This is a genomic window from Citrobacter sp. RHB20-C16 (assembly GCF_013890155.1).
Taxonomy (GTDB): Bacteria; Pseudomonadota; Gammaproteobacteria; order Enterobacterales; family Enterobacteriaceae; genus Citrobacter_A; species Citrobacter_A amalonaticus.
This window is the reverse complement of the sequence record NZ_CP057630.1, coordinates 1,705,810-1,726,994: the sequence shown is the minus strand read 5'-3', so window position 1 is coordinate 1,726,994 and position 21,185 is coordinate 1,705,810. Positions and strand designations below refer to the sequence as shown.

19 protein-coding genes are annotated in these 21,185 nt (G+C 53.0%); 7 read left to right on the top strand and 12 right to left on the bottom strand.

What is annotated here, in order from left to right:
* Positions 1 to 5 precede the first annotated feature (5 nt).
* The 12 genes from pal to mngA all read right to left on the bottom strand — a co-directional run bounded on the left by pal (position 6) and on the right by mngA (position 13,494).
* Entirely contained in the window at positions 6 to 524 is a 519-nt protein-coding gene (pal, locus tag HVX64_RS08265) for a peptidoglycan-associated lipoprotein Pal (RefSeq protein ID WP_006685431.1), read from the bottom strand.
* A gap of 34 nt (positions 525 to 558) precedes the next feature.
* Positions 559 to 1,851, bottom strand: a complete 1,293-nt coding sequence (gene tolB / locus HVX64_RS08260; protein ID WP_043001339.1) for a Tol-Pal system beta propeller repeat protein TolB — start codon at positions 1,849 to 1,851, stop codon at positions 559 to 561.
* Positions 1,852 to 1,982: 131 nt separating this feature from the next.
* Entirely contained in the window at positions 1,983 to 3,194 is a 1,212-nt protein-coding gene (gene tolA, locus HVX64_RS08255) for a cell envelope integrity protein TolA (RefSeq protein ID WP_109740021.1), read from the bottom strand.
* Between the two features lie 62 nt (positions 3,195 to 3,256).
* Positions 3,257 to 3,685 (bottom strand): colicin uptake protein TolR, encoded by a 429-nt coding sequence (gene tolR / locus HVX64_RS08250; RefSeq protein ID WP_042320591.1) that lies wholly within the window; start codon positions 3,683 to 3,685, stop codon positions 3,257 to 3,259.
* A 3-nt stretch (positions 3,686 to 3,688) separates the two neighbouring features.
* Entirely contained in the window at positions 3,689 to 4,381 is a 693-nt protein-coding gene (gene tolQ / locus HVX64_RS08245) for a Tol-Pal system protein TolQ (protein ID WP_080343208.1), read from the bottom strand.
* A complete protein-coding gene (gene ybgC, locus HVX64_RS08240) occupies positions 4,378 to 4,782 on the bottom strand; it encodes a tol-pal system-associated acyl-CoA thioesterase (RefSeq protein ID WP_043001341.1) in 405 nt (134 codons plus the stop codon). Before ybgC ends, tolQ begins: the two co-directional genes overlap by 4 nt.
* A gap of 316 nt (positions 4,783 to 5,098) precedes the next feature.
* The gene (gene ybgE / locus HVX64_RS08235) at positions 5,099 to 5,392 is read right to left on the bottom strand and encodes a cyd operon protein YbgE (RefSeq protein ID WP_042320596.1); all 294 of its coding nucleotides are present in this window, start codon (positions 5,390 to 5,392) and stop codon (positions 5,099 to 5,101) included.
* Positions 5,392 to 5,505: a cytochrome bd-I oxidase subunit CydX gene (gene cydX, locus HVX64_RS08230; protein ID WP_042320599.1), complete on the bottom strand. Its 114-nt coding sequence runs from the start codon at positions 5,503 to 5,505 to the stop codon at positions 5,392 to 5,394. The genes ybgE and cydX overlap by 1 nt, the downstream gene beginning before the upstream one ends.
* A 14-nt stretch (positions 5,506 to 5,519) precedes the next feature.
* Positions 5,520 to 6,659 (bottom strand): cytochrome d ubiquinol oxidase subunit II, encoded by a 1,140-nt coding sequence (gene cydB / locus HVX64_RS08225; RefSeq protein WP_043001342.1) that lies wholly within the window; start codon positions 6,657 to 6,659, stop codon positions 5,520 to 5,522.
* A gap of 15 nt (positions 6,660 to 6,674) precedes the next feature.
* Positions 6,675 to 8,243 carry a cytochrome ubiquinol oxidase subunit I gene (gene cydA / locus HVX64_RS08220; protein WP_043001343.1) on the bottom strand — a complete coding sequence of 523 codons (1,569 nt, stop codon included), beginning with the start codon at positions 8,241 to 8,243 and terminating at the stop codon, positions 6,675 to 6,677.
* 681 nt (positions 8,244 to 8,924) lie between these two features.
* Entirely contained in the window at positions 8,925 to 11,558 is a 2,634-nt protein-coding gene (mngB, locus tag HVX64_RS08215; protein ID WP_181825380.1) for a mannosylglycerate hydrolase, read from the bottom strand.
* Positions 11,559 to 11,577: 19 nt separating this feature from the next.
* Positions 11,578 to 13,494, bottom strand: a complete 1,917-nt coding sequence (gene mngA, locus HVX64_RS08210) for a PTS 2-O-a-mannosyl-D-glycerate transporter subunit IIABC (protein WP_044256529.1) — start codon at positions 13,492 to 13,494, stop codon at positions 11,578 to 11,580.
* 176 nt (positions 13,495 to 13,670) lie between these two features.
* Here mngA and HVX64_RS08205 point away from each other — a divergent pair, with 176 nt between their 5' ends.
* From HVX64_RS08205 to HVX64_RS08175, 7 genes are all read left to right on the top strand, one after another.
* Positions 13,671 to 14,390, top strand: a complete 720-nt coding sequence (locus HVX64_RS08205) for a GntR family transcriptional regulator (protein ID WP_181825379.1) — start codon at positions 13,671 to 13,673, stop codon at positions 14,388 to 14,390.
* Between the two features lie 497 nt (positions 14,391 to 14,887).
* Positions 14,888 to 15,337: a methylaspartate mutase subunit S gene (gene glmS / locus HVX64_RS08200; RefSeq protein ID WP_043001347.1), complete on the top strand. Its 450-nt coding sequence runs from the start codon at positions 14,888 to 14,890 to the stop codon at positions 15,335 to 15,337.
* The gene (gene glmL / locus HVX64_RS08195) at positions 15,337 to 16,725 is read left to right on the top strand and encodes a methylaspartate mutase accessory protein GlmL (RefSeq protein WP_043001348.1); all 1,389 of its coding nucleotides are present in this window, start codon (positions 15,337 to 15,339) and stop codon (positions 16,723 to 16,725) included. Before glmS ends, glmL begins: the two co-directional genes overlap by 1 nt.
* Before the next feature lie 18 nt (positions 16,726 to 16,743).
* Complete coding sequence (locus tag HVX64_RS08190) at positions 16,744 to 18,189, top strand: methylaspartate mutase subunit E (protein ID WP_043001349.1); 1,446 nt, start codon at positions 16,744 to 16,746, stop codon at positions 18,187 to 18,189.
* Positions 18,189 to 19,430 carry a methylaspartate ammonia-lyase gene (locus HVX64_RS08185; RefSeq protein WP_043001350.1) on the top strand — a complete coding sequence of 414 codons (1,242 nt, stop codon included), beginning with the start codon at positions 18,189 to 18,191 and terminating at the stop codon, positions 19,428 to 19,430. Before HVX64_RS08190 ends, HVX64_RS08185 begins: the two co-directional genes overlap by 1 nt.
* 3 nt (positions 19,431 to 19,433) lie before the next feature.
* Positions 19,434 to 20,804 (top strand): acyclic terpene utilization AtuA family protein, encoded by a 1,371-nt coding sequence (locus HVX64_RS08180; RefSeq protein ID WP_044256532.1) that lies wholly within the window; start codon positions 19,434 to 19,436, stop codon positions 20,802 to 20,804.
* Positions 20,801 to 21,118, top strand: a complete 318-nt coding sequence (locus HVX64_RS08175; RefSeq protein WP_042320615.1) for a DUF4387 domain-containing protein — start codon at positions 20,801 to 20,803, stop codon at positions 21,116 to 21,118. Before HVX64_RS08180 ends, HVX64_RS08175 begins: the two co-directional genes overlap by 4 nt.
* Positions 21,119 to 21,185 lie beyond the last annotated feature (67 nt).

Below are 21,185 nucleotides of genomic sequence, written 5' to 3'. Positions count from 1 at the left end.
TTCTCTTAGTAAACCAGTACGGCACGACGGTTTTTGGAGTAAGCCGCTTCGTCGTGACCCAGTACTGCAGGTTTTTCTTTACCGTAAGAAACGATGGAGATCTGGTCAGCAGAAACGCCTTTACCCTGCAGGTACATCTTAACAGCGTTCGCACGACGTTCACCCAGGGAGATGTTGTACTCAGGAGTACCACGTTCGTCCGCGTGACCTTCTACGGTGACTTTGTAAGACGGGTTGCTACGCAGGAAGTTAGCGTGCGCATCCAGCATTGCAGCGAAGTCAGAACGGATATCGTACTTGTCCAGATCGAAGTAAACGATGTTGTTCTGCTGCAGCTGTTGCATCTGCAGACGAGCCTGCTCTTCAGAGGACATGTTGCCGCTGCCGTTTGCATCCATACCAGTGCCGGCACCCAGCATGCCTTCGCTGCCGTCATTGCTGGCGTTCTTGTTAGAAGAACATGCCGCAATAGCCATAACAGGCAGAGCGATCATCAGCCCTTTCAGCACTTTGTTCAGTTGCATTTCAATGATTCCTTTATTAATCAATTATTTATTATCACAGATACGGCGACCAGGCAGGGAATTTAACCTGTCCATCAGTTGCCGGAAGACGCGCTTTGAAACGCCCATCTGTAGAAACCAAATTCAGCACGGATCCCATCCCCTGAGAAGAGCTGTAGATTACCATAGTGCCGTTAGGTGCCAGACTTGGCGTTTCGTCCAGGAACGTTGACGACAGAACTTGTACGCCACCCGCTACCAGATCTTGTTTGGCAATGTGCTGCTGACCATTGGCCGAGCTTACCATTACCATAAATTTGCCGTCGCTGCTGACATCAGCATCCTGGTTTTGTGAACCTTCCCAGGTAATACGCTGCGGAGCACCGCCGTTAACGTTAACTTTATACACTTGCGGACGACCCGCCTGATCCGATGTAAAGGCCAGGTTCTGGCTGTCCGGGAACCAGGTCGGCTCCGTATTGTTGCTGCGGCCATCGGTCACCTGACGGATCTGGCCAGAACCAATATCCATCACATACAGGTTCAGGCTCCCGGTTTTTGACAGGGCAAACGCCAGTTTGCTGCCATCCGGAGAGAACGCAGGCGCACCGTTGTGACGCGGGAATGACGCAACCTGACGGACCGCGCCGTTAGACAACGTCTGAATAACCAGCGCAGAACGACCGCTTTCGAAGGTGACATACGCCAGTTTAGAACCGTCCGGAGACCAGGCCGGAGACATCAACGGCTGCGGTGAACGGTGAACCACAAACTGGTTGTAGCCATCGTAGTCAGACACGCGCAGTTCATACGGGAACTGACCGCCGTTAGTCTGAACAACATACGCGATACGGGTACGGAATGCGCCTTTAATACCGGTCAGTTTCTCAAACACTTCGTCACTGGCAGTATGGCCGGCGTAACGCAGCCACTGCTTGTTCACTTTGTAAGAATTCTGAGCCAGTACAGTACCCGGTGCACCGCCGGTGTCAACCAGCTGGTAAGCAACATTGTAGGAACCGTCCGGATTCGGAGTCACCTGACCGACCACGACCGCGTCAATCCCCAGCGCAGACCATGCAGCAGGTTGAACGTCCTGCGCAGTCCCCGGCTGTTGTGGCAAACGAGACCGATCTAACGGATTAAATTTACCGCTGTTGCGCAGGTCAGCGCCAACAATGCCACCGATATCTTCAGGTGCAGCACCCGGCCCAGCCCACTGGAATGGCACAACCCCAATCGGGCGCGCCGAGTCCACCCCCTGGGTTATCTCAATACGTACTTCTGCGTGCAGCACCGCTGCCCACAGCATCAGAAAACCAAATGCTACTCGTAATGCCTGCTTCATCATATCTCCCTTATCCAGGCGATCAGCCCATGATAATTTAGCAGAATGTTAACAAACTCAAATACACAAAACTACCAGAACCCAGCGACTACCGCAGATTGTTTTCCCCGTCATAACGGGGAAAGTTTAGCTTACGGTTTAAAGTCCAGAGGTGCGTTTTTAAACACTTCATATACCGCCTGGCTCGGTGGTTTTGGAATCTTCGCTTGTCGGGCTGCAGCAAGCGCTGCCTGACAAAGCGCGGGATCGCCACCTTCAGACTGGATGTCGAGCAGCATACCGTCAGAAGCCAGTTTTATCCGCAGCGTACAGGTTTTACCTGCATAAGACGATGCGTCGTAGAACTTGCTTTCAATGGCAGATTTAATCTGCCCGGCATAGTTGCTGATATCCGCGCCTGATGCGCCATTATTTTTAGTATTACCACTCCCCGCAGGAGAAGCGTTGTTCCCTTTTGCCCCACCGCCGGTTTTCGGCGCATTCTTACCGGAGCTAAGATCGCCAAGCAGATCGTCAACGCCAGATGCTGCAGCCGCTTTTTCAGCAGCGGCCTTTTTGGCCGCAGCGGCTTTCTCGGCTGCTGCTTTCTTATCGGCAGCGGCTTTCTCAGCTGCAGCTTTTTTATCAGCGGCGGCCTTTTCTGCGGCGGCTTTTTTCTCAGCAGCGGCTTTCTCGGCGGCGGCGGCGGCTTTGGCTGCAGCCGCTTTTTCCGCGGCGGCTTGCTTAGCGGCTTCGGCCTCGGCTTTCTTCTTCGCATCGGCAGCCGCTTTAGCCGCTTCTGCTTCTGCTTTCTTCTTCGCGTCAGCAGCGGCTTTTGCCGCCTCTGCTTCGGCTTTCTTCTGTGCATCCGCCGCGGCTTTTTTCGCGGCTTCTGCGGCTTCTTTCACCTGCGCATCAGCTTTCGCTTTGGCATCCGCCGCGGCTTTCTTCGCCGCTTCTTCAGCCTGTTTCTGCTGTTCCTGCGCTTTCTTCGCGTCGGCTTCAGCCTGCTTCTGCTGTTCCTGAGCCGCTAAACGTTCTTTCTCGATCTGCTTAAGCCGTTCCTGTTCGGCAGCCTGCTTCTCACGAAGCTCTTCCGCCTGCTGCTGCTCCAGTTTTTCACGTTGCTCTTTGGCACGCTGCGCACTTGACTGTTGCTGCTGCTGACGTTCGTACTGCTGAACCACGGCGCCAGGATCAACCATCACGGCATCGATGGAAGAACCACCGCCGCCGCCGGCTGAAGCCTCAATATGCTCATCGAACGAACTCCAGATCAGGACTGCAAATAGGATGACATGCAGCACCGCTGAAATAATTATCGCCCGTTTGAGCTTGTCGTTTTGTTCGGTTGCCTTTGACACTCTCGGTTCCCAAAAACTGTTCGCCTGTTACACGTTCTCTTTAAAACCAGAGACGCAAATGATCAGATAGGCTGCGTCATTAAGCCAACCGACTTCACACCTGCACTGTGCAACAAGTTCAGCGCTTTAATTATTTCATCGTAAGGCACATCTTTCGCGCCCCCGATCAAGAAGACCGTTTTCGGATTGGACTCCAGGCGACTTTTCGCCTCGGCGATCACCTGTTCCGGCGGCAGTTGATCCATACGATCTTTCTCAACCACCACGCTGTACTGCCCTACTCCGGAAACCTCAATAATGACCGGCGGATTATCGTTACTGCTAACGGCCTGCGACTCAGTCGCATCCGGCAGATCGACTTCCACGCTCTGCGTAATGATCGGCGCTGTCGCCATAAAGATCAGCAGCAGCACCAACAGCACGTCGAGCAACGGTACGATGTTGATTTCGGACTTCAGGTCGCGACGACCTCGTCCACGCGATCTGGCCATGGCTTACCCCTTGTTGCTTTCGCTAACGGTAAACGCCTGACGGTGCAGAATCGCGGTGAACTCTTCCATAAAGTTGTCGTAATTCAGTTCCAGCTTGTTAACACGCTGATTCAGACGGTTGTAGGCCATGACCGCCGGGATTGCCGCAAACAGACCAATTGCCGTAGCAATCAATGCTTCCGCGATACCCGGAGCAACCATCTGCAACGTCGCCTGTTTTACCGCCCCGAGCGCAATAAACGCATGCATGATCCCCCACACGGTACCGAACAGACCGATATACGGGCTGATGGAACCCACGGTGCCGAGGAACGGAATATGCGTTTCCAGCGTTTCAAGTTCACGGTTCATCGAGATCCGCATCGCACGAGATGCCCCTTCCACCACTGCTTCCGGCGCATGGCTGTTTGCCCGATGCAATCGTGCAAACTCTTTGAACCCGCTATAAAAGATTTGTTCCGAACCCGCCAGATTATCACGGCGTCCCTGACTCTCCTGATACAGGCGAGACAGTTCAATTCCGGACCAGAATTTGTCTTCGAACGCTTCGGCTTCACGCGCGGCGGCGTTAAGAATACGGGTCCGCTGGATAATGATGGCCCAGGATGCGATTGAAAAACCAATCAAAATCAACATGATAAGTTTAACCAGAAGGCTTGCCTTCAGGAACAAATCAAGGATATTCATGTCAGTCACTGCTTAAACTCCGCGACAATAGACTTGGGAAGCGCACGAGGCTTCATTTTGAGTGGATCAACGCAAACAATCAGAACCTCAGCCTCATTGAGCACGGTGTTCTCTGCGTTGACAATGCGTTGCGTGAAAACCAAAGAGGTGCCACGCATTGACGTAATTTCTGTTTGGATTTCGAGCATATCGTCGAGTCGCGCAGGCGCGTAGTATTCCAGCGTCATTTTACGCACCACGAAGGCAACTCGCTCAGCCAACAGCACCTGCTGACTGAAGTGATGATGACGCAGCATCTCTGTGCGTGCTCGTTCATAAAAAGCGACGTAACTGGCGTGATAAACCACACCACCGGCGTCGGTGTCTTCATAGTAAACACGTACCGGCCATCGAAATATATACTTATTCATTCCTGCTGCCTTTTTGTTGGCTTCGTCCACTCACACCGTCACTTACGCCTGTAAGCTCCTGGTGATTCGCGTACTTACCGCCGCGATGCTTCAAGAATGCTGTTGTATATAGCGTTGTATTCACTTTACATCCCGGTAATGCAATTAGGTTGTTGACTGCCATTGTTTACGGATGGCAGGACACAGCCTCACGTTAGTGCTTTTAAACGTTGCTACTATACGCGCGCGATTGAGGCTTGGGAATGGGGGGAAGTTAAGGGAGAGTAAAAATATATGGGCTTATGCAAGCCCATAGATCATTCAGGATGTTTCTTATTCAAAAGAAGAAGAAAATCAGACCGACAATAAGCACGATATCGGCGAGTAGCGGAGAGAAAATCCCCTGCCAGTGCGCGGCGCGAGGACGAAAGCCCACGCCATGAATGATGCCCGCACAGACCGCCCACATCAGCAGCAGACCGTGCCAGATTTCCAGCCCGCTGGTTTTAGCCGCGAAGCGGGAGGGATCCCAAAACATACATCCTGCTAACACTAGCGCCATCACCAAAGAAAGCGCCCGTAACGGGCGCTTGTCCATCGCGTTATATTGCATCGCGATCAAGGTGGTCATCAGTGTTCTTCTTGACCGTCTTTGCTTGCCTCGACGTGCTCAAGGGCCAGCGCAGTGATGATCCCAAATGCACAGGCAAGAAGCGTTCCCAGAATCCAGGCGAAATACCACATAGTTTGCTCCTTACTTAGTACAGAGAGTGGGTATTGTTTTCAATATGCTCTTTGGTGATGCGACCGAACATTTTCCAGTAACACCAGCTGGTGTAGATGAGAATGATCGGAACAAACACCACAGCAACCCAGGTCATCAGATTCAGCGTCAACTGACTGGACGTCGCATCCCACATGGTCAGGCTCGCGTTCATCATGGTGCTTGAAGGCATCACGAACGGGAACATGGCGATACCGGCAGTCAGGATGATGCAGGCCAGCGTCAGAGAAGAGAACAGGAATGCCCATGCCCCTTTCTCCATGCGGGACGTCAGAATCGTCAGCAACGGCAGCGCCACACCCAGTGCCGGAACCAGCCACAGGATCGGTGCATTGTTGAAGTTGACCATCCAGGCACCCGCTTCACGTGCCACTTCTTTGGTCAGCGGGTTAGACGCTGCATGATGATCAATCGCAGAGGTCACCACGTAGCCATCAATACCGTACATCACCCAGACACCCGCTAGTGCGAAGCAGACCAGAGTGACCAGCGCCGCAATCTGCGATGTCGCACGTGCACGCAGGTGCAGTTCACCCACGGTACGCATTTGCAGATAGGTTGCGCCCTGAGTAATGATCATCCCTACGCTCACCACGCCCGCCAGCAGACCAAACGGATTCAGCAACTGGAAGAAATTACCGGTGTAGAACAGACGCAGATACTCATCGATATGGAACGGTACGCCCTGCAACAGGTTGCCGAATGCCACGCCGATCACCAGCGGCGGCACGAAGCTCCCCACGAAGATGCCCCAGTCCCACATGTTGCGCCAGCGGGTGTCTTCAATCTTAGAGCGGTAATCAAAACCGACCGGACGGAAGAACAAGGATGCCAGCACGAGGATCATCGCCACATAGAAACCGGAAAACGCCGCGGCGTAGACCATCGGCCAGGCTGCAAACAACGCGCCACCCGCGGTGATCAGCCACACCTGGTTACCGTCCCAGTGCGGGGCGATGGAGTTAATCATAATTCGACGCTCGGTGTCGTTACGACCGAGGAAACGGGTGAGCATGCCCACCCCCATGTCGAAGCCATCGGTGACCGCAAAACCAATCAGCAGAATGCCAACCAGCAGCCACCAGATAAAACGTAGTACTTCATAATCGATCATTTGACGACTCCTGTCTTAGCGTGCCGGCTGAGAAGCCACGGTGGACTGCTCATAGTGGTAGCGACCCGTTTTCAGGCTGCTTGGGCCAAGGCGTGCGAACTTGAACATCAGGAACAGTTCAGCCACCAGGAACAGGGTATACAGGCCACAAATCAGGATCATGGAGAACAGCAGGTCACCGACGGTCAGCGACGAGTTCGCCACTGCGGTTGGCAACACCTCACCGATCGCCCACGGCTGACGGCCATATTCGGCAACAAACCAGCCGGCTTCTACTGCAATCCACGGCAGTGGAATACCGTACAGCGCGGCGCGCAGCAGCCATTTCTTCTCACCGATGCGGTTACGAATCACGCTCCAGAAGGAGAGCGCAATGATCGCCAGCAGCAGGAAGCCACAGGCCACCATGATACGGAAGGCAAAATACAGCGGCGCAACGCGAGGAATAGAATCTTTCGTCGCCTGCTGAATCTGCGCTTCAGTCGCATCAGAGACGTTCGGGGTATAGCGTTTCAGCAGCAGGCCGTAACCCAGGTCTTTTTTCATCACGTTGAACTGATCGCGAACCGCCTGGTCGGTCGAACCGGCACGCAGTTGCTCCAGCAGTTCATACGCTTTCATCCCGTTACGGATACGCTCTTCATGCTGCACCATCAGGTCTTTCAGACCGATAACTGGCGTGTCGACAGAACGTGTCGCAATGATGCCCAGCGCATACGGGATCTGAATCGCCAGTTTGTTTTCCTGCGAATCCTGATCCGGAATACCAAACAGGGTAAAGGCAGCTGGAGCGGGCTGAGTCTCCCACTCTGCTTCAATGGCCGCGAGTTTGGTTTTCTGCACGTCACCCATTTCGTAACCGGATTCATCACCCAGAACGATAACAGACAACACAGCAGCCATACCGAAGCTGGCAGCGATAGCAAAAGAGCGTTTTGCGAAAGCGATGTCGCGACCTTTCAGCAGGTAATAAGCACTGATACCGAGGATGAACATCGCACCGGTCACGTAGCCAGACGCCACGGTGTGCACAAATTTCACCTGGGCTACCGGGTTAAGGACCAGTTCAGAGAAGCTCACCATCTCCATACGCATGGTTTCGAAGTTGAAATCCGATGCGATAGGGTTCTGCATCCAGCCGTTTGCAACCAGGATCCACAGAGCGGACAGGTTAGAACCTAATGCGACCAGCCAGGTTACCGCCATGTGCTGAACTTTACCCAGACGATCCCAGCCGAAGAAGAACAGACCTACAAAGGTGGATTCGAGGAAGAAGGCCATCAGACCTTCGATCGCCAGCGGCGCACCGAAGATATCCCCAACGTAGTGGGAATAGTAAGACCAGTTTGTCCCGAACTGGAACTCCATAGTCAGCCCGGTTGCGACACCCAGGGCGAAGTTGATACCAAACAACTTGCCCCAGAACTTAGTCATATCTTTATAAATCTGTTTGCCGGAAAGGACGTAAACCGTTTCCATAATGGCCAGCAGGAACGCCATACCGAGCGTCAGTGGCACAAAGAGGAAGTGGTACATCGCGGTCAAGGCAAACTGTAAGCGCGACAGTTCGACTATATCTAACATCATGACTCCTTGCTCATCGCATGAAGACTCCGAGAGTGAACCCCGTTAGAAAGGGTCACACGCATGCCCCAATACAAATTTATTTGTGCACTCTCGCCGTTGCCGTTTTCCTGGAGAAGGAAACAGAAAGGGCGAGAGGTTACAAACATGTTAATAAAAAACTCAAATTGATCCCGCAATTATATTACGCCGCAAAATCCTTACAATAAACAGGTTTTTATTGAGGAATATTTGCATTTTTCGACAGTGATCAATTTATAGCGAATTCATCACTTTTCCACCAATTTGATCGGCGACAATTTAACTCGTTTCACGTCAGTTTTCCAATGTTTAAACCTTGATTTAAATCAAAAACAGGACTTTTTGTTAACTATGTTTAAATGGAGTAATTATGGTGAAAAACATGTTGCAAACATGTGCATCTACGGGAGGGATGGTTACTAAGTGAAAATGTATATATAAAAAAACAGTGTTTTAATTAACGCCAACACAGGAATTTATCTTCCCTTTCCCGATGAGTTCAGCGTAGACAATTTATTGTTATTTGCCAGGATATAAATTTCACGTGTCAACATTCACAATTATTTCACTTTTATAGCGGTATAAATTAACACCGCACAGTTATTATTCTGTTAAGAAAAAAGCCACGCGATGCGTGGCTTGTGTCTGTTTGCTGGCTATTCACACAATTTTGTAGCTGAACGTTCGTGTTTGTCCCGGCAAAACCGGGCCGAAGTCGCTGCGCTTTTCATCAACGCTCTTAAGCGGCTGCTCATCCAGGCGCGTTTCTGTACACGATTGAACCGCGCTGCCGAAGGCAACCGTTGCGTCGCATGGCTCCGAATCGGAGGGATTAAACAGGCGCAGGATCAGTTCATTCCTCCCTTCAGCTTTCTTCAGGGTGCTCAACTGACACCCAACCGGTGGCATAGTGAATAAACTGTAGTGGTCAGGCGTCATGAAACCGGCCTTGTTCAGTTTCATCGCATCCCACGGAATCTTGTTATAACACTGTACGGGTGTGAGCCAGGCCCTGGCCTGCTGAGCAATACCGGCGTTCACAGGCGTACCGGTATAACTGAAAAGGCTCAACCGACCGTGCAATCGTCCGCGCAATTGTGCATCCGGTACCGCCATTTTAATGCCTGAAGGACGACCTGGACGCAAAAGCAGATCCTCTTTCCCCAGTAGTCCTACACCGCGTAGTAGCGTGATGGCGAAAGTTTTTTCCCGGTCACCCAGCACTTCAAATTCCCGCAATCCTTCAGTGAAAACTGCCAGACCATTTCTGCCCTCCTGAAGCGTCGCATAGTTAAGCATATTCCAGACGGGAATCGGTGCTTCTTTCCAGCCCTCTTCCCGCCAGTTTGCCAGTGCGGGATCCCGCACAGGGCGACTCACCGTACCAAACTGCGTATCTGCCAGCACAGTGTCGGTCACAAACGGTGTGGGGATCAGTACCCGCAGACGATGATCGTCTGCCTGATTGTCCAGAAGGACTTCAATATCAATTCGCCTGCTGTTGTGACTCAGGATGACCGTTATTTCAACCCCAACCCTACCGCTACGCTGGCGAGCGCGACGTTCCGTAAGATTGAGCGGCACGTCCATTTGATAACGAATCCGCGCCCGGCTCTGCCAGGCTTCATGGGTCATAACACACTCTGCTTTTACCGATGCGGAAGTCAACCGCCACTCTTCTCTGGCGGGCGAGTAGTCATACTCATCCCCATCATCAGATCCCTCTTCCAGCACCAGAACGCGGTCATAGCAGATGTCGCTTTCTTTGTCATACAGACGCAGCGTTCCGTCGTCGTTAACGGCTATCTGCCAGAACGCATTTTCCAGCACTTCTGCTCCAGGTGTTTCTGGCGCAACGTGATTTCCCGCCTCCCCTTGCGTTACGTACAGTGTGCGATAACCCATCGACGGTACAATCTGCTGGATCTGGATATCAAACTCCATAAACGGTTCGTAGTTACCGTAATGCACGATCTGCCTGTCTATCAGACTAGGATCGATTTCGCGAACCCCGCGAACAAAAAAGGGAACGGGATTTCCCCGATCGTCACGCAGGCAAAACTGATGACCTCTCAGGCGGATCGTTGTGTTAATCACCTCTTCACGCGGCCACGGCATCAGGTTAAACAGCACCAGTTTATCGCTGTCGCTGAGCGGCATGTTGTCCGTGATTTTGCGCAGATAAAAGCGGATCAGGTTATCCGCCATATCCTCCGCCAGTTCGAAGCGCGCGATGATTTCCCGGTGAACCTTATCGCTGCAGCAACATCCAATGCTGTCGTGAGCATGATTTTTTAAAATCTCTTTCCACATTTTTTCCAGCAAACCGTGGTGATACTCAAAGCCAAGCGTCCAGGCCAGCGTCGCCAGAGGTTCAAGGATATTGACTACCTTATTTTCAATACGCGCATGAATGAGTTTGATGTCCATCCGCGTCGAGCCAATCGTGCGGTGTACTCGCATATACTTACCGTCAATAAACTCGCCTTTCAGCGTAGCCAGTTGTTCACGTCGATTCTCGATATGTTCAAACACCGCTTCAAAACGGCTCATCACAAACTTTCGCTGCGGGTAGATCTCGCGCAGTTTGTCCATCACCGCAAAAATGTTCTGTTGCAGCGGCATCTGATCGTGACCATTCGGCAGCAAAATCTCTTTTGTCACAGACGCTTTTTCCAGCACCTCAAAATAGCTGTCAAGCCGTTTGCGCAGCCCGCTCTCATCCTCGGGTAAGTACTTACCAATCGCGTAACCCAGTGGCAATACCTGCGCGACGACTTCACTGCCATCGCTGCTTTGCCATAAAAACTCGGTCTTATCGGTACCGTGTCGCTCTGAACAACCGCGCCAGAACATCGTGCGGGTGATGCCAAATCCGTTGTAGATATGCGGAAGCTGTCCCGACATGCCAAAGGAATCGGGTAGATAGCCAATTTTCATCGGCTCGCCAAAAGCCAGGCAATCACGCATGCCATACAGCAGGTTACGCACAATAGACTCACCGGAGACAATGGTGGTATCCGTCTGGGTGTACCATGGGCCGATAATTAACTTTCCGGTTTGCACCAGACGTTGTACCCGATGGGTATTTTCCGGCTTTATCGCAAAGTAATCCTCCAGCACTGCCGTCTGTCCATCAAGAACGTAATATTTATAGTCGGTATCCTGTTCCAGTCGGGTGAGGATCTCTTCCATATTGTTGACCAGCAAAATGCGTGACGCTTCGGTGGTAAAATACCACTCCCGATCCCAGTGCATATGCGGGGTAATGTGAACGCGAGATACAGCTTTCATCTTCGTTTCCTGTTCAGAATTAAGACATTACGCCATCAGTCGTATATTTACCCTGCTTCACCGCATAGCGTCGCCAGAGCAGCAAAACCAGCGTTGAGATAACGGTTCCCACCAGCGCCGCACCGAACCAGCCTGCCGCCGCCAGTACGCCGCCGTACCCGGCATCGTGCAGCAAAAAGAGTGAAAAAATACCCGCGCCAGGCGTTGAGAGACCAATATTCATCGCCCCAACCATTGCCCCTGTCGCCATTGACCCGAGGACAAAGGAGCCAATCACCCGCACAGGATCTTCAATCGCCATCGGGATTGCCCCTTCTGTAATACCCGCCAGCCCTAGCAGCCATGTGGATTTCCCGGTTTCAATTTCAAACTCTTTAAACAGACGGGGAGAAATTAACGTTGACGCGGTCACCGTAAATGCGGAGACCATTTTGACCGAGGCAAAGATGGCATAAGGACCGTAGACGCCGTTCGCCATCGCCCCCAGACAAAAGGCATAGGCGGCCTTATTGACCGGGCCCCCCAAATCAAATGAACACATAAAGCCGAGAATCGCGCCAAGCAGCAGCGCATTCGCCCCAGATAAACCGTTAAGCCAGGCGGTCAGGCTGTTGTTAATCCATGCCACCGGTTCGCCGACAACAAACAACATCAGGCTGCCTGCCCCCAGCGTACCAACCACCGGATAGAGGTAAAACGACAAAAAACCGTTGAATTTACTGCTCAATCGCAGGTGTTTTTTCACCCAGCGCATCAGGTATCCAGCAATTAATCCCCCTGCGATTGCGCCAAGAAAACCGGAACCAATCATGTTCGCGGCAAGCCCGGCAGCAAAACCGGGTGCCAGTGCGGGTTTATCCGCCAGAGAATACGCGGTGTAAGCCGCCAGTACAGGCACCATCAACACACCGAGCATTCCACCGCCAAGTTTGCGATACATCCACAACCAGGAGTTCTCCTGTTCGAACAGCGGTTGCAGACCGAATATCTGCGCCAGTAATACCGCGACAGCAAGTACCGTCCCACCCGCAACAATCAGCGGCACGGCAAAGGAGATCCCACTCAGTAAGGCCTGTTTTAACTCCGTCTTAAGCCCTTTAGGCTGATGGCTCTCTTCCTGCCGCACGCGCTTGACATTTTGTGGTTCAAGCGCCAACGCTTGCCGGATCAGTTGCTCAGCATGGCGAATCGGTTCGGCGACGGGTACCGTCAGCACCGGGATCCCCGCAAACCGTTCACTCTCTTTGATTGCCACCTCAGCGGCCAAAATACAGGCACTGGCCGAATTCAGTTGATCTGCCGTTAAGCGCCCTTCAATACCGTTAGCGCCCTGCTTTTCAACAAACACATTGACGCCCAGCTTCCGTCCGGCTTTCTCCAGATATTCCGCCGCCATATAGGTATGCGCGATCCCCGCCGGACAGGCGGTCACACACACAATTGTGGGGGCGTTGAATGGCGTTGCGACCATTGGTCCATGCCCGTTGTCATCCAGCGCCGCCAACAGCTCGTCTGCACTCGTTGCCGCCATAACACGGGCTCGCGTTTCTTCATCAGCCAGCCTCGTGGTGAGCGCGGTCAACAATTGCATATGGGTACTGCCCGCCTCTTCCTGTGGGATGGCGAGCAGGAAAATCAGGTCAACAGCTTCCGGACCGTCGACCCCTTGCCAGCTCAGGGGCTTGCTGAGCGTCGCCACCGCAAAAGCGGCTTCTTTCACAGCCGACGTTTTCCCGTGTGGTACCGCCAGCCCTTCTCCTAACGCAGTCGGCCCGAGGTTTTCACGTGCAAACACGGCTTCCAGAAAGGCATCAGAATCAGCAATTTTGCCCAACGCCGTTAGCCGCTGCGCTAACGTACGAATCGCCTCTTCACGGCTGGTAAACCGGGCGTTCAGGCACAGCGCGTCCCGCTGGGTTAACGTCGTCAGGTTCATCATGATCCTCACAAAATGGTTGTTTTATGTGCGAAGGAGTGTGCCAGACAAAACAATACATTTATGTGATCATTTTCACTTAAAGACGATAATTTGTATTTAATTTGTATTATTTACACATTCAATTCATTAGGCATAATGTGAAAAGTCGTCTTAACAACCTGACAGAAAAAACCATGAGCCGAAAACCACTTTATCGACAGATAGCCGACGGGATCCGTGAACAAATCCAGCGAGGTGAGTTGAAGCCCGGTGATGCTCTGCCGACAGAATCCGCGCTACAGGCGGCATTTGGGGTCAGTAGGGTCACCGTGCGTCAGGCGCTAAGGCAGTTAACCGAGCAGCAGATCATCGAAAGCATTCAGGGCAGCGGCACATACGTTAAAGAGGATCGGGTTAATTACGACATCTATCAATTAACCAGTTTTGATGAAAAGCTGACCGACCGTAGCAGCGATACGCACAGCGACGTGCTGGTTTTCGAAGTGATTCAGGCCGATGATTTTTTGAAAAATCAATTACAACTGGCTGATGACAAACGGGTCTGGCACGTCAAGCGTGTGCGTTACATCAAGCAAAAACCAGTCGCGCTGGAGGAGACGTGGATGCCGTTGGTATTATTCCCTGATTTAACCTGGCAGGTGATGGAAAACTCAAAGTACCACTTCATTGAAGAGGTGAAGAAACAGGTCATTGAACGCAGTGAGCAGGAGTTGATTCCACTGATGCCCACCGAAGAGATGAGCCGCCTGCTTGCTATCCCGCTCACAAAGCCAATCCTGGAAAAAGTGTCGCGTGGCTTTTTAAAGGGAGGACAGGTATTCGAATACAGTCGCAATGCGTTTAATACTGACGATTATAAATTTACGTTGATCGCCCACAGGAAACAGCGTTAATCGGAGTGCGCTTTAAAACTATTTCGACGAAGTGTTAACTGCTTCACAAATATAAAGGCAATGTAATATGCTGAATTTTTCATGTCCCAACGCGGGAATTGCAAACAACTCACCATCATATTTATCATTTTATTAACAATAATAAAATGGCGTATAGAAACATTATGCTTTATTCCGTTACGCGCCTCACACTTCTTCCTCTAAAATTATTTAAACACCTATTCAGCGCAAAGACAAATAAACAGGATTTAGATCACAAACATAGAAAGCCGTTTAATAGGAATCTATTTATTAAATATATACACCATCCAGAATAAAACATATAATCCATTGATAATAAACGGTTTTTAAATTTTCATTCATAGAACAGTCGTTTTTCGAAAGATATTTTGAAAATAGATCAATTGCATCCATCGCGCCTCCCCACGACACTCCGTCCCTATTAAAACATTGCAAAACTTTTTATTTCTTACCCTGAGTCCTGGAGAGGATTACCCATGAAAAAATCAACACTCGTTATTGGCGTCATTGGTGCTGACTGCCATGCCGTAGGCAATAAAGTTCTGGACCGCGTTTTTACTGCCCATGATTTTCGCGTAATCAATCTGGGCGTAATGGTAAGCCAGGATGAATATATCGATGCCGCGATCGAAACCGGTGCCGATGCGATTGTCGTCTCTTCCATTTATGGCCACGGTGACATCGACTGCCTGGGTCTGCGCGAGCGCTGCATCGAACGCGGTATCGGCGATATCCTGCTTTATGTCGGCGGCAACCTGGTGGTCGGGAAGCATGACTTCGCAGACGTCGAAGCTAAATTCAAAGAGATGGGCTTCCAGCGCGTCTTTGCTCCAAGCCACGATCTCGAAGATGTGTGTCAGTTGATGGCAGCGGATATCAACAAGCGCCACGGCATTGAAAAGCGTTGTCTGGAAGAGGCCATCTGATGCAAACCGTCTCTGTCGATATCGGCTCGACGTGGACCAAAGCTGCCCTCTTCGCAAAGGAGGGGGATGCGTTAACACTGGTTAACCACGTTCTGACTCCGACGACGACCCATCATCTGGCGGAAGGTTTTTTCGCCAGCCTGAACCAGGTGCTGAACGTTGCCGATGCGCGCCCACTGCTCAACCGGGGTGAAGTGACCCTGAAATACTCCTCGTCGGCGAAAGGCGGTCTTGCCGTCGCCGCAATGGGACTGGTGCCGTCGATCACTCTGGAATCGGCAAAAGTCACGGCGCATTCCGCCGGGGCAAAAATCGCCCAGTACTATTCGTACAAACTGAATCGCCATGATATTCAGGCGCTGGAAGCTTCACCACCGGACATTCTGCTGTTTACCGGCGGCACCGACGGTGGTGAAGAGAGCTACGGCCTGGCCAATGCGCGCGCCCTGGCAGAGTCCAGCCTCGACTGCGCCATTATCTACGCCGGAAACCGCGACATTCAGGATGATGTCCAGGCGATTCTGGGACACAAAGATCTGACCACGGTAGACAACATTCTGCCCGATCTCGATCACCCGAATCCCTTCGCCGCCCGCAAGGCGATTTGTGATGTCTTCCTGTCCCGCATTGTGAAAGGCAAAGGCCTGGATGTGATTGTCGGTGAAACCGGCGAAGAGCCCATGCCAACACCCTGGACGGTGTACGAACTGGTCAAAGCCATCAGCGAAGTCGATAGCGCGTGGAGAGAATTCATGCTCATCGACATGGGCGGCGCGACCACCGACGTCTATTCCGCCAGTGCCAACACCCTCTCGCCCGATACCGTGCTGCACGGTGTCCCGGAGCCCTTTGTTAAGCGCACCGTGGAAGGCGATCTCGGCATGCGCGTCTCCGCCGTGGTGGTAGGCGAAAGCACCCAGGAACTGGTGAAGGTGGTATTCGCTCAGCAACCGGCACGCCAGGAGGCCTTCTATGGCTACCTGCGTCATCTGGTGGCGCATCCCGATTATCTGCCGCAGAGCGAGGAAGAGAAATACTTTGATTCTCTGTTAGCCGGACTGTGCGTCGGCTATGCCGCCGAGCGTCACGCTGGCACCAAAAAGCAGGTCTGTACCTGCGTTGGCAATGTCGATTTACAGATGGGGCGCGACCTGACCACCGTGCGCAAAGTGGTTGGCTCGGGCGGCTGGCTCTCCCGCGCCAGTCAGTTTGATATCCATCACTGGCTCAAATATCGCGAACTGGACGACGACGGCAGACGCATTCTTTTACCCACTCAGTTTGAGTACTACCGCGACGCAAAAGGTCTGCTCCCCCTGCTGGCAAACGTTGCCAGACTGGATCCCCAGGCTGCTGCGCGCACCAGCATTCACTGTTTAACCCTATAAAACCTAAGGCAGCGACGAATGGAACTTCGAAATAAAAAATTAACCCATGACGAATTTATGACCGAACGGCATCAGGTGTTGCAGACGTGGCATACCGGCAAAGACGTCGAACATTTTGAAGATGGCGTGAAGTATCAGCAGACCATTCCTGAGAAAAAACGTTTCTCTCATGCATTGCTGAAGGCGGATCAGGAAGGGAAAACCCTGAGCCAACCGCGTGCTGGTGTGGCGTTGATGGATGAGCATATCGAACTGCTGAAAACCCTGCAGGTTGAGTGTGACCTGCTGCCCAGCACCATCGATGCCTACACCCGTCTGAATCGTTATGAAGAAGCCGCCATTGGGATCCAGAAATCTATCGAAGCCGGGACCTCAAAACTCAACGGACTGCCGGTGGTTAACCACGGTGTGGCGGCCTGTCGTCGGATGACCGAAGCGCTGGAGAAACCGATTCAGGTCCGTCACGGTACGCCAGATGCGCGTCTGTTGGCGGAGATCGCCATGGCCAGCGGCTTCACCAGCTATGAAGGCGGCGGGATCTCCTACAACATTCCTTACGCCAAGCGCGTGACGCTGGAAAAATCGATTCGCGACTGGCAGTACTGCGACCGTCTGATGGGGCTGTATGAAGAACATGGCATTCGCATTAACCGCGAACCATTCGGCCCGTTGACCGGCACGCTGATCCCGCCGTTCATGTCTCACGCAGTGGCGATTATCGAAGGTCTGCTGGCGCTGGAACAGGGCGTGAAGTCGATTACCGTCGGCTACGGCCAGGTCGGTAGCCTCACGCAGGATATCGCAGCGATTCAGTCCCTGCGTGAACTGTCTCATGAATATTTCCAGAACTACGGTTTTGATGATTACGAGCTGAGCACCGTCTTCCACCAGTGGATGGGCGGTTTCCCGGAAGACGAATCCAAAGCATTCGCCATTATCTCCTGGGGCGCAGCGGTCGCCGGTATGTCCGGCGCGACCAAAGTGATCACCAAGAGCCCGCATGAAGCCTTCGGTATTCCGACAGCGGCGGCAAACGCCCAGGGGCTGCGTGCGTCACGTCAGATGCTCAACATGGTCAGTGACCAGAAATTCCCGCCGTGTGCCGCCGTCGAGCAGGAAGTGGAACTGATTAAGAGCGAAGTTCGTGCGGTTCTGAAGAAAGTGTTTGAGCTGGGCAACGGCGACGTTGCGCGCGGCACCGTGCTGGCCTTCGAAGCAGGCGTGCTGGACGTACCTTTCGCTCCTGCCTCCTGTAACGCCGGTAAAATCCTGCCAGTTCGCGATAACGCCGGGGCGATCCGTATTCTGGAAGCCGGCTCCGTTCCGCTGCCGCAGGACATTCTCGCTCTACACCACGATTACGTCGCCGAACGTGCCCATTTCGAAGGACGTAAACCCTCATTCCAGATGGTTGTTGATGACATCAACGCTGTATCCCACAGTCAATTAATAGGAAGACCATAATGAAAATTAAACAGGCGCTTTTCACCGCTGGCTACTCCTCATTCTATTTTGATGACCAGCAGGCGATCAAAAATGGCGCAGGTCATGACGGGTTCATTTATACCGGTGCGCCGGTTACCCCGGGCTTTACCTCTGTCCGCCAGGCTGGCGAGTGCGTTTCCGTGCAACTGATTCTGGAAAACGGCGCCGTCGCGGTGGGTGATTGCGCCGCAGTGCAGTACTCCGGTGCCGGCGGCCGCGATCCGCTGTTCCTGGCTGAACATTTTATTCCGTTCCTCAACGATCATATTAAGCCGCTGCTGGAAGGCCGCGATGTGGATGCGTTCCTGCCGAACGCCCGTTTCTTCGACAAACTGCGCATCGATGGTAATTTGCTGCATACCGCCGTTCGTTACGGTCTGTCGCAGGCGCTGCTTGACGCCACCGCGCTGGCCTCAGGTCGTCTGAAAACCGAAGTGGTGTGTGACGAATGGCAACTGCCGTGCGTACCTGAAGCCATTCCTTTATTTGGTCAGAGCGGCGACGACCGCTACATCGCCGTCGACAAGATGATCCTCAAAGGCGTTGACGTCCTGCCGCACGCGCTGATCAACAACGTTGAAGAGAAGCTCGGTTTTAAAGGCGAAAAACTGCGTGAGTACGTGCGCTGGTTGTCCGACCGTATTCTCAGCCTGCGCACCAGCCCACGCTATCACCCGACGCTGCATATCGACGTGTATGGCACCATCGGTCTGATCTTCGACATGGACCCGGTGCGCTGCGCCGAGTATATCGCCAGCCTCGAAAAAGAAGCGCAGGGTCTGCCGCTGTACATTGAAGGCCCGGTCGATGCAGGCAACAAACCGGATCAGATCCGCATGCTGACCGCGATCACCAAAGAGCTGACCCGTCTGGGTTCCGGCGTGAAAATTGTCGCCGACGAATGGTGCAACACCTATCAGGACATCGTGGACTTCACCGATGCCGGCAGCTGCCACATGGTGCAGATCAAAACCCCGGATCTCGGCGGCATTCACAACATCGTTGACGCGGTGCTGTACTGCAACAAGCACGGGATGGAAGCCTACCAGGGCGGCACCTGCAACGAAACCGAAATCAGCGCCCGCACCTGCGTCCACGTGGCTCTCGCCGCCCGTCCAATGCGTATGCTGATCAAGCCGGGTATGGGCTTCGATGAAGGTCTCAATATCGTGTTTAACGAAATGAACCGCACCATCGCGCTGTTGCAGACTAAGGATTAAGAGATGGCACGCACATTTAAGATCTTATCGCCGACGGCTATCCTGGGCTATGGCTTCCCGGAAGAGAGCTTTCGTAAAGCCATGGAAGAGTCACCGGATCTGATCGCGGTTGACGCAGGCTCCTCCGATCCTGGCCCCCACTACCTGGGGGCGGGTAAACCGTTTACCGATCGGGCCGGAGTGAAACGCGATCTGCGCTATATGATCACGGCGGGCGTTAAGAACAACATTCCGGTGGTGATCGGCACCGCCGGGGGATCCGGTGCTGCACCGCACCTTGAGTGGTGTCGGCAGATTATCCTGGAGATCGCACAGGAAGAAAAACTGTCCTTCTCCATGGCGCTGATCCCATCGGATGTCAATAAAGAGGTGGTTCACCAGGCGCTGGATAACGGCAAAATCACCGCGCTGGACTTTGTTCCGGCACTGACCCACGAGGCGATCGAAGAGAGCACCTACATCGTGGCGCAGATGGGGATCGAACCGTTCCAGCGGGCGCTGGAAGCCGGTGCGCAGGTGGTATTGGGCGGACGGGCTTATGATCCGGCCTGCTTCGCGGCGCTGCCGATTATGCAGGGCTTTGATGAAGGTCTGGCGCTGCACTGTGGCAAGATCCTGGAATGTGCGGCCATTGCCGCCACCCCAGGTTCCGGTTCTGACTGCGCAATGGGGATTATCGACGACAACGGCTTTACGCTGAAGACGTTCAACCCGAAACGCAAGTTCACCGAAACGTCGGCGGCGGCACATACCCTGTATGAGAAATCCGATCCGTACTTCCTGCCAGGCCCGGGCGGCGTGCTGAACCTGAAAGGGTGCAGTTTCAAAGCGGTAAACGATGGCGAAGTGTACGTCAGCGGTTCACGTCATGAAGCAACGCCGTATGCGCTGAAACTGGAAGGCGCGCGTCAGGTGGGCTTCCGTTGCCTGACCATCGCCGGTACCCGCGATCCGATCATGATTGCCAGCATCGACACCATTCTCGAAGAAGTTCAGGCCAGCGTCGCCCGCAACCTCTCGCTGAATGATGACAGCATCCGCATGACGTTCCACCTGTACGGCAAGAACGGCGTGATGGGTAACCATGAACCGGTGCAAACCGCCGGGCATGAGCTGGGCATTTTGCTGGACGTGGTCGCGCCGACGCAGGATATCGCCAACAGCGTCTGTTCGCTGGTGCGATCTACTCTGTTGCACTACGGCTACGAAAACCGGATCGCCACGGCAGGCAACCTCGCCTTCCCGTTCTCGCCATCCGACATTCAAAGCGGGCCGGTGTATGAGTTCTCAATCTATCACCTGATCGAAGCCAGCGACGCCCTGCGTTTTGACTTCCATATCGAACAGGTGACGCCAGAAGGAGTTCAGGCATGAAACACGCTATTTGCACCCTGGCGCAGGTGATTCGTTCTAAAAACGCCGGACCGTATGAACTGGTGTTAGATATTTTATTTAAAACGCGCGAAGACTATCAGCGGGTAAAACGTTCTGAGCAATTAACCCCGCAGTTAATTGCCCGCTTATATAACGTTGAACCTGATTTTATTCATCGCATCGTCTGGTTTGACCCGGCGAATGCCGTAAAAATCGTGATGCCTCGCGATATTATTTCCGGCAACGTTGGTGACAATGATGTTTATGGCGCGCAGCAGCATGCGCCGTTATTAAGTATTGAGTTCGATCTGTAACAAATAAAATACAACAACGTCCATTGGCGTACAGGATTTCGCTGTATCACTGTATTCCAGATAATTC